Source organism: Burkholderia sp. Ac-20345, from assembly GCF_017104825.1.
GTDB classification, from domain to species: Bacteria; Pseudomonadota; Gammaproteobacteria; order Burkholderiales; family Burkholderiaceae; genus Burkholderia; species Burkholderia lata_B.
Map to the genome: position 1 here is coordinate 59,861 of NZ_JAAGPO010000042.1, position 6,770 is coordinate 66,630.

Consider the following 6,770-nt stretch of genomic DNA (forward strand, 5'->3'; position numbering starts at 1 on the left):
GACACCCATGGGCCGAGCCAGAATCGAACACACAACCGACGGCTACTATCTGAACCGCACGCCGCTCTTCGCGTTCACGCTGCTGTGCTGCCTGTTCGCGCTATGGGGCACCGCCGCGAACCTGAACGACGTGCTGATCGCGCAGTTCAAGAAGTCGTTCTTCCTGTCCGATTTCGAATCGGCGTTCGTGCAGTCCGCGTTCTACCTCGGCTACTTCTTCCTCGCGATTCCGGCCGCGACCGTCGTGAAGAAGTTCAGCTACAAGACGACCATCCTCGTCGGCCTGCTGCTCTACACGACCGGCTGCCTGCTGTTTTTCCCGGCCGCGTCGATGGCGAAGTACGGGATGTTCCTCGTCGCGCTGTTCGTGATCGCGGCGGGCCTGTCGTTCCTCGAAACGGCATCGAACTCGTATTCGACGCTGATGGGCCCGCGCGAAACCAGCACTCGGCGGCTGAACATCTCGCAGACGTTCTATCCGTTCGGCGCGATGGCCGGCGTGTACATGGGCAGTTTCCTGATCTTCAAGGAAGGCGATGCATCGCATGCGCAGCTCGCCGCGATGTCGGCAGCCGAAGCGCACGTGCACCAGCTCGCGATGATCCAGGCCACGCTCGAGCCGTACAAATGGCTGATCGTGGTGCTCGTCGCCGTGTTCATCGTGTTCGCGCTCACGCCCTACCCGGCCTGCAAGGGCAACGGCCCCAGCGTGGCCACGCACCGGATCGACGCGCGCGGCACGCTCGCGCGCCTGTTCGGCAACCGGCGCTTCGTCGCGGGCGTCGTCGCGCAGTTCCTGTATGTCGGCGCGCAGGTCGGCGTGTGGAGCTTCACGATCCGGCTTGCGATGCAGATCGGCGGCCTTACCGAACGCGACGCGTCGCACTACCTGCTCGCCACGTTCTTCGCGTTCTTCGTCGGCAAGCTGGTCGCGACGCTCGTGATGAAGCGCGTCGGCCCGGCCAAGGTGCTGATCGTCTACGGCATCCTGTGCATTGCGCTGCTCGCTTACACGATCAGCGTGCACAACATCACGGCCGTCTATGCGGCCGTGGGCGTAAGCGTGTTCCTCGGCCCGTGCTGGCCGACGATCTACGGCCTGACGATCGACGGGCTCGGCAAGGACACCGAATACGGCGGCTCGATCCTCGTGATGAGCATCGTCGGCGGCGCGGTCGTGCCGCTGATCCAGGGGCTGATCTCCGATCACACGGGCGGCAACATGCAGCTCGCGTTCGTCGTGCCGCTCGTGTGCTTCGTCGTGATCGTCTACTACGGCTTCTACTGCCTGCGCCACCTGCCGGCCGCAACGCCCGACACGGCCGCCGACGGCAACGCGCCGGCGCGCTACGCCGCCACGCGCAACACGTCGGGAGCATGAGCATGCGAGGCGAAATCGAACTGCGGCGCGACGACTTCCGCGACACGCCGCGCACGCTGTACCGCACCGACGGCCTCACCGTCACCGCGTTCGCGTATCCGTCCGGCGTCGAGGCGCTGAAGCTCGAGAACCGCCGCGGCCACCTCGTCGTGCTGCCGTATCTCGGCCAGATGATCTGGGCCGCCGCGTTCGACGGCCGCGACCTGACGATGAAGCACATGTTCCGGCAGCCGAAGCGGGCAGCGTCGATCATCGATACCTACGGCTGCTTCATGTTCCACAGCGGGCTGCTGCGCAACGGCTGCCCGGGGCCGGACGACACACATGCGCTGCACGGCGAGATGCCGTGCGCACCGATGGATCGCGCGAGCCTCGTCGTCGGCGCGGATGCGCGCGGCGCGTTCGTCGAGGTGACGGGCGAATACGAATACGTGCAGGGTTTCGGCAGCCACTATGTGGCGCGTCCGTCGGTGCGGCTCGCCGAGCACGACGCGCAGATGACGATCGCGATGGACGTGACGAATCTCGGCGGCACGCCGATGGACCTGATGTACATGGCGCACCTGAACTACGCGTACGTGCCGGGCGGTCGCTTCGTGCAAGCGTTGTCTAAAGGCGGGTTACGGCTGCGCGACAGCGTACCCGCGCACGTGAAGCCGACTGCCGCGTGGCGCGACTACACGGCTACGCTCGCGCGCGAACCGGAACGGCTTCACACGCTCGATGCGCCCGCGCTGTACGACCCGGAGATCGTGTTCTTCATGAACGATGCGGAACCGGACGCGGACGGCGTCGCACATTTCCTGCTCGCACATCCGGACGGCGGTGCATTCCACACCGCATACCGGCCCGAGCAGTTCCCGCATGCGACGCGCTGGATCCTGCACAACGCCGACCAGCAGGTCGCCGCATTCGCGCTGCCGTCGACCTGCGAGCCGGAGGGTTATGAAGCCGAACGCCGCAAGGGTCATGTGGCGGCACTCGCGCCGGGCGCGACGCGCCGCTTCGAAGTCGTCACCGGCTACCTGAGCGCGGCGGAAGTACGCGATGCGTGAAGCGATGCGCGGCCGCGCGCCATCAGGTCACGAGCGCGATCCCGTGTTCGCGGATCGCCGTTTCGTAGCGGCGGCTCAGTTGCCCGTCCGAGATCACGTAGTTGAAGTCGGTCAGCTCGGCGAAATAGGCCGCGCGCACTTCGTCGAACTTCGTGTGGTCGACGAGCAGGAAGCGATTCTGCGCGCGTTCCATCACCTTCTTCTTCGCGTCGACTTCATGGAAGTTGAAGCAGGTGACGCCGCAGCGGTCGCTCACGCCGGCCGCCGAGATGAACGCCTTCGACACGCGCACCGTGTCGAGGATGCCCGTCTCGGCCACCGACTCGAACACCATGTTCTTGCGGTGATACGCGCCGCCGCACAGGATCACGCTGCAATGCGGCTTCTGCTGCAGCTTCGCGAACACGTTCAGCGAATTGCAGACGGCGGTGAATTCGAGGTCGTCCGGAATGAAGTCGACGACGAACGGCGTGGTCGAGCCGCAGTCGACGAAGATCGTGTCGCCGGTCGTCACGAACTGCGCGGCCAGCTTGCCGATGCGTCGCTTTTCCTCGGTCTGCCGGTTGTTCTCGGCGCTGACCACGTACTCGCCGATGTCGCTGCGCTGCGCGGCGAAGTGGCGCGTCACGTAGCCGCCGATCAGGCTCAAGCCGTGCGGGTTGTCCGCGAGATCGCGGCGGATCGTCATTTCGGATACGCCGAACAGCTCGGCGACTTCCCTCAGATGAATCGCGTTCTGCCCTTGCAGCACGTTCATCAGTGTCTTGATCCGTTCGCCCTTCTTCGTTTCCATGCCAGTATCCTGCGTGCCCGTCGTATCCGTCGCTTGTGGTGCCGGGCGCACAGGCCCGGCCGGAATGTCGTATTTGTAACAAACCGATGTGAAAACATCAACTTTACGTGTGCCCTTCCGGTACACGCTCCGTGGAGTCCTGAAACATGCCGCTTTCCAACGCCCAACTCGCTCAAGCCATCGATCACACGCTGCTCGCGCCCGACGCGAGCGACGCGCAGATCCGCGAACTCTGCCGCCAGGCGGCCGAGCATCGCTTTTACTCGGTCTGCGTGAATTCGGCGAACGTGCCGCTCGCCGCGCGCGAGCTGGCCGCTACCGGCGTGCTCGTCTGTGCCGTGGTCGGTTTTCCGCTCGGTGCCGGGCTGTCGGCCGCCAAGGCATTTGAAGCCACCGCCGCGATCGCGGCGGGCGCCGGCGAGATCGACATGGTGATCAACATCGGCGCGCTGAAGAGCGGCCGCGCCGACGACGTGAAGGCCGACATCGACGCCGTGCACCGCGCATGCGGCGCGGTGCCGCTCAAGGTGATCCTCGAAACGGGGCTGCTGACCGACGACGAGAAGGTGCGCGTGTGCGAGATGTGCCGCGATCTCGGCGTCGCGTTCGTGAAGACGTCGACCGGGTTCGGCCACGGCGGCGCGACGCTCGCGGATGTCGCGCTGATGCGCCGCACGGTCGGCCCCGTGCTCGGTGTGAAGGCATCGGGCGGCGTGCGCGACCGCGCGGCCGCGCTGGCGATGATCGAGGCCGGCGCGACGCGGCTCGGCACGAGCTCGGGGGTGGCGATCGTTTCCGATCAGGGGGGCGGCGAGTCGGCGTATTGACGAATGCCGCAGGCCGCCGGCGGATTCCCGGACGCGGCCGCGATTCAAGCTTCGCGCCCGCGCGCCTCTCCCTCGCCCGGCCGGCTCTTGCCAGCAGTCACACCAGGAAAGCAAATTTCATGAAGATCATGGCGCGTCTCTTGGCAGCGGGCATCGCTCTGACTGCCGTATTACCGTCGATCGCTGCGGCGACGCCTTCGACGAAACCGACGGAAGTAACCGGCGTCCTCACGGATGGAGGCGGTATTGACGATATGAGTATCGTGATCCGCGCCGAGAGCGGCCGTCGCATCGATGTGTATTGCGTACAGATGTGCGGTGCCGACTGGTTCGTCGAGATCGGTGATGCGATGAAGTTGAAGAAGGCACTTGTCGGGCGACGGGTCAGCCTCCGCTACGCGACTGAAATCAACAACGATCGCGTGGCGGGCCCGGGGCGCAATGACGAGATCGCTGTGGTCAAGAGCGTCCGTCTGCTGCGCTGACCCCTGCCGGCAGTACGCCGCGTCCTCATGTCGATCGTTTCGATAAGGCTGGCGTGCCACCCGATGATTCCGCTCGATGCGCGTTCGACATGCACGGCCAGCATGCTCCGTTCGCCATAAACCGGAATCGCCTTTCGATCGAACAGATGTGGCGGTGCTGAAGCAAGCCGAGCCGCCGGGCATGCCGGTGGCCGATGTGATCTGGCAGCTCGGCATTTCGGAACAGATGGTCTAGCGGTGGAAGAAGCAATACGCCAGGATGCACGACGGCCGGCCACCCACCACCCTTGCCGGACGCTCAGACACCCGCCCCCAGCCCCGCGATCCGTTCGCGCAACCGCGGCGCCACGAAATCGAGAAACGCACGCAGCTTCAGCGGCATCGGCGCCTGCCCCTTGTGCACCAGGCTGACCGGCAGCGGCTGCGATTCGTACGCGTCGAGCACCACGTCCAGCGTGCGATCGCGCAGCGCCTGCGCCACCTGGTACGACAGCACGCGGATCAGCCCGACGCCGAGCACGGCCGCATCGATGGCCGCCTCGGCCGTATTCACCGCGAAGCGCGAGTGCACGGGCACCGTCAGTTCCCCCTTCTCGCCGTCGAACACCCACGCGCGCCGCGACGCCAGCACCTCGAACGTGATGCATTGATGCCGCGCGAGGTCGGCCGGTTCGGCGGGTGGGCCATGCGCAGCCAGATAGGCCGGGCTTGCGCAGATCACGCGTCGCACACTGCCGACACGGGTGGCCATGAAGCTGCTGTCGGGCAACTCGCCGATCCGCAGCGCGACGTCGATCTGTTCTTCCATCAGGTGGGCGACACGATCCGTCAGCACCAGCCGCACGTCGATCTCGGGATAGTGGGCGAGAAACGCGGCCAGCACCGGCACGATATGCAGACGCCCGAACACGATCGGCGCGGTAACGATCAGCTCCCCGCGCGGCGCCGCATATTCGCCGGTGGCGGCGCGCTCGGTTTCCGCGATGTCGTCGAGGATGCGCCGGCAACCGGCGACATACGATTCGCCGGCCTCGGTCAGCGACAGTTGCCGCGTCGTGCGATGCAGCAGCCGCGTGTTCAGGTAGGCCTCGAGGTCCGCGATCTTGCGGCTCACGGTCGCCAGCGGAATGCCGAGCTGGCGCGCGGCGGCCGACATGCTGCCGGCATCGATGACCGCTACCAGCATGGACATCGACTCGAGACGATTCATAGTGCCTCTCGAATTTCGGAAAGATGATTCCAGATTCTGGTGGATTATCTTTCCAGGTGCAAGGCAGTACGCTCCTTTCATGCTTCTCGCCGACAGCTTCCGCTGCCCGCGATGACCGATCGCCATGAAAGGAATCCGTCATGAACGAATTGCCCCTCGCTACCGGCATGCCGCCCGCCGCGGCTGCCGCGCCGCCTGCCGCCGCGTCGCGCGGCAAGATCGTCGCGATGGCGGCCATCGCCGGCGCGGTCGTGACCAACATCTACTGCACGCAGCCGATCCTGCCGCTGATCGCGCACGATCTGCAGGTCGCCCCGGCGACGGCCGACCTGGTGGCCGGCGCGGCGCTCCTCGGCTTCGCGACCGGGCTGGCGCTGCTGCTGCCGCTCGGCGACCGCTACGACCGGCGCAAGCTGGTGCTGGGCCAGATCGTGATGGCCTTCGCGTTCGCGGTGGCTTCGGCGCTCGCGCCGGGGGTCTGGGCGCTGATCGGCGCCGCGTTCTCGCTCGGTGTGGTCAGCTGCGTGCCGCAGCAACTGGTGCCGTTCGCGGCCGTGATGTCCGCGCCCAATGAACGTGGGCGCAACGTCGGCACGGTGGTCACCGGCATCATGGTCGGCATCCTGCTCGGCCGCGCGGTCAGCGGCCTGATCGCCGCGCAAGCCGGGTGGCGCGCGGTGTATGCCGTCGAAGCCGCCGCAATGGTGCCGGTGGGGATCGCCGCCGCGTGGCTGCTGCCGCGCGGCGTGCCGAGCACCACACTGTCGTATGGCCGGCTGCTCGCGTCGCTGTGGACGCTGGCGCGCGCGCATCGTCCGATCCGCGAATCGATGGTCGTGCAGGCACTGCTGTGGGCCGCGTTCAATGCGTTCTGGGTCAATCTCGCGGCGCTGCTCGCCGACGGGCCCTGGCACCTCGGCAGCGCGTGGGCCGGCGGCTTCGGCCTCATTGGCGCGGCGGGCGCGCTGGCCGCCACCATCGGGATCGGAGGATCACACGTCTGAACTCCCTTCACCTGC

6 protein-coding genes and 1 pseudogene are annotated in these 6,770 nt (G+C 66.5%); 5 read left to right on the forward strand and 2 right to left on the reverse strand.

Annotated elements, in window-relative coordinates; all coding sequences use genetic code 11:
* Positions 1–7: 7 nt before the first annotated feature.
* Together fucP and G3O06_RS17310 are read left to right on the forward strand one after the other, a co-directional pair.
* Positions 8–1,381, forward strand: coding sequence for an L-fucose:H+ symporter permease (fucP, locus tag G3O06_RS17305; RefSeq protein ID WP_205816898.1), 1,374 nt, complete (start codon positions 8–10; stop codon positions 1,379–1,381).
* Positions 1,382–1,383: 2 nt separating this feature from the next.
* Entirely contained in the window at positions 1,384–2,436 is a 1,053-nt protein-coding gene (locus G3O06_RS17310) for an aldose 1-epimerase family protein (RefSeq protein ID WP_205816899.1), read from the forward strand.
* 22 nt (positions 2,437–2,458) lie between these two features.
* Here G3O06_RS17310 and deoR read toward each other — a convergent pair whose 3' ends face one another.
* Entirely contained in the window at positions 2,459–3,229 is a 771-nt protein-coding gene (gene deoR / locus G3O06_RS17315) for a DNA-binding transcriptional repressor DeoR (protein WP_174980498.1), read from the reverse strand.
* 146 nt (positions 3,230–3,375) lie between these two features.
* On the opposite strand from deoR, the gene deoC reads away from it, so the two are divergent.
* A complete protein-coding gene (deoC, locus tag G3O06_RS17320; RefSeq protein ID WP_205816900.1) occupies positions 3,376–4,056 on the forward strand; it encodes a deoxyribose-phosphate aldolase in 681 nt (226 codons plus the stop codon).
* A 119-nt stretch (positions 4,057–4,175) separates the two neighbouring features.
* Complete coding sequence (locus tag G3O06_RS17325) at positions 4,176–4,541, forward strand: hypothetical protein (protein WP_205816901.1); 366 nt, start codon at positions 4,176–4,178, stop codon at positions 4,539–4,541.
* Between the two features lie 298 nt (positions 4,542–4,839).
* On the opposite strand, the gene G3O06_RS17330 is transcribed toward G3O06_RS17325, so the two are convergent.
* On the reverse strand, positions 4,840–5,751 hold the full coding sequence (locus G3O06_RS17330; protein ID WP_205816902.1) for a LysR family transcriptional regulator: 912 nt from the start codon (positions 5,749–5,751) through the stop codon (positions 4,840–4,842).
* A gap of 140 nt (positions 5,752–5,891) precedes the next feature.
* Between G3O06_RS17330 and G3O06_RS17335 the strand changes: the two are divergent.
* Positions 5,892–6,734, forward strand: a pseudogene (locus G3O06_RS17335) (MFS transporter); the annotation flags it as partial.
* Positions 6,735–6,770: the final 36 nt, after the last annotated feature.

Excerpts from the sequence above, each read along its gene's own strand:
- deoC (WP_205816900.1), top strand. The coding sequence starts at position 3,376 with ATGCCGCTTTCCAACGCCCAACTCGCTCAAGCCATCGATCACACGCTG.
- G3O06_RS17310 (WP_205816899.1), top strand. The coding sequence starts at position 1,384 with ATGCGAGGCGAAATCGAACTGCGGCGCGACGACTTCCGCGACACGCCG.
- G3O06_RS17330 (WP_205816902.1), bottom strand. The coding sequence starts at position 5,751 with ATGAATCGTCTCGAGTCGATGTCCATGCTGGTAGCGGTCATCGATGCC.
- deoR (WP_174980498.1), bottom strand. The coding sequence starts at position 3,229 with ATGGAAACGAAGAAGGGCGAACGGATCAAGACACTGATGAACGTGCTG.
- G3O06_RS17325 (WP_205816901.1), top strand. The coding sequence starts at position 4,176 with ATGAAGATCATGGCGCGTCTCTTGGCAGCGGGCATCGCTCTGACTGCC.
- fucP (WP_205816898.1), top strand. The coding sequence starts at position 8 with ATGGGCCGAGCCAGAATCGAACACACAACCGACGGCTACTATCTGAAC.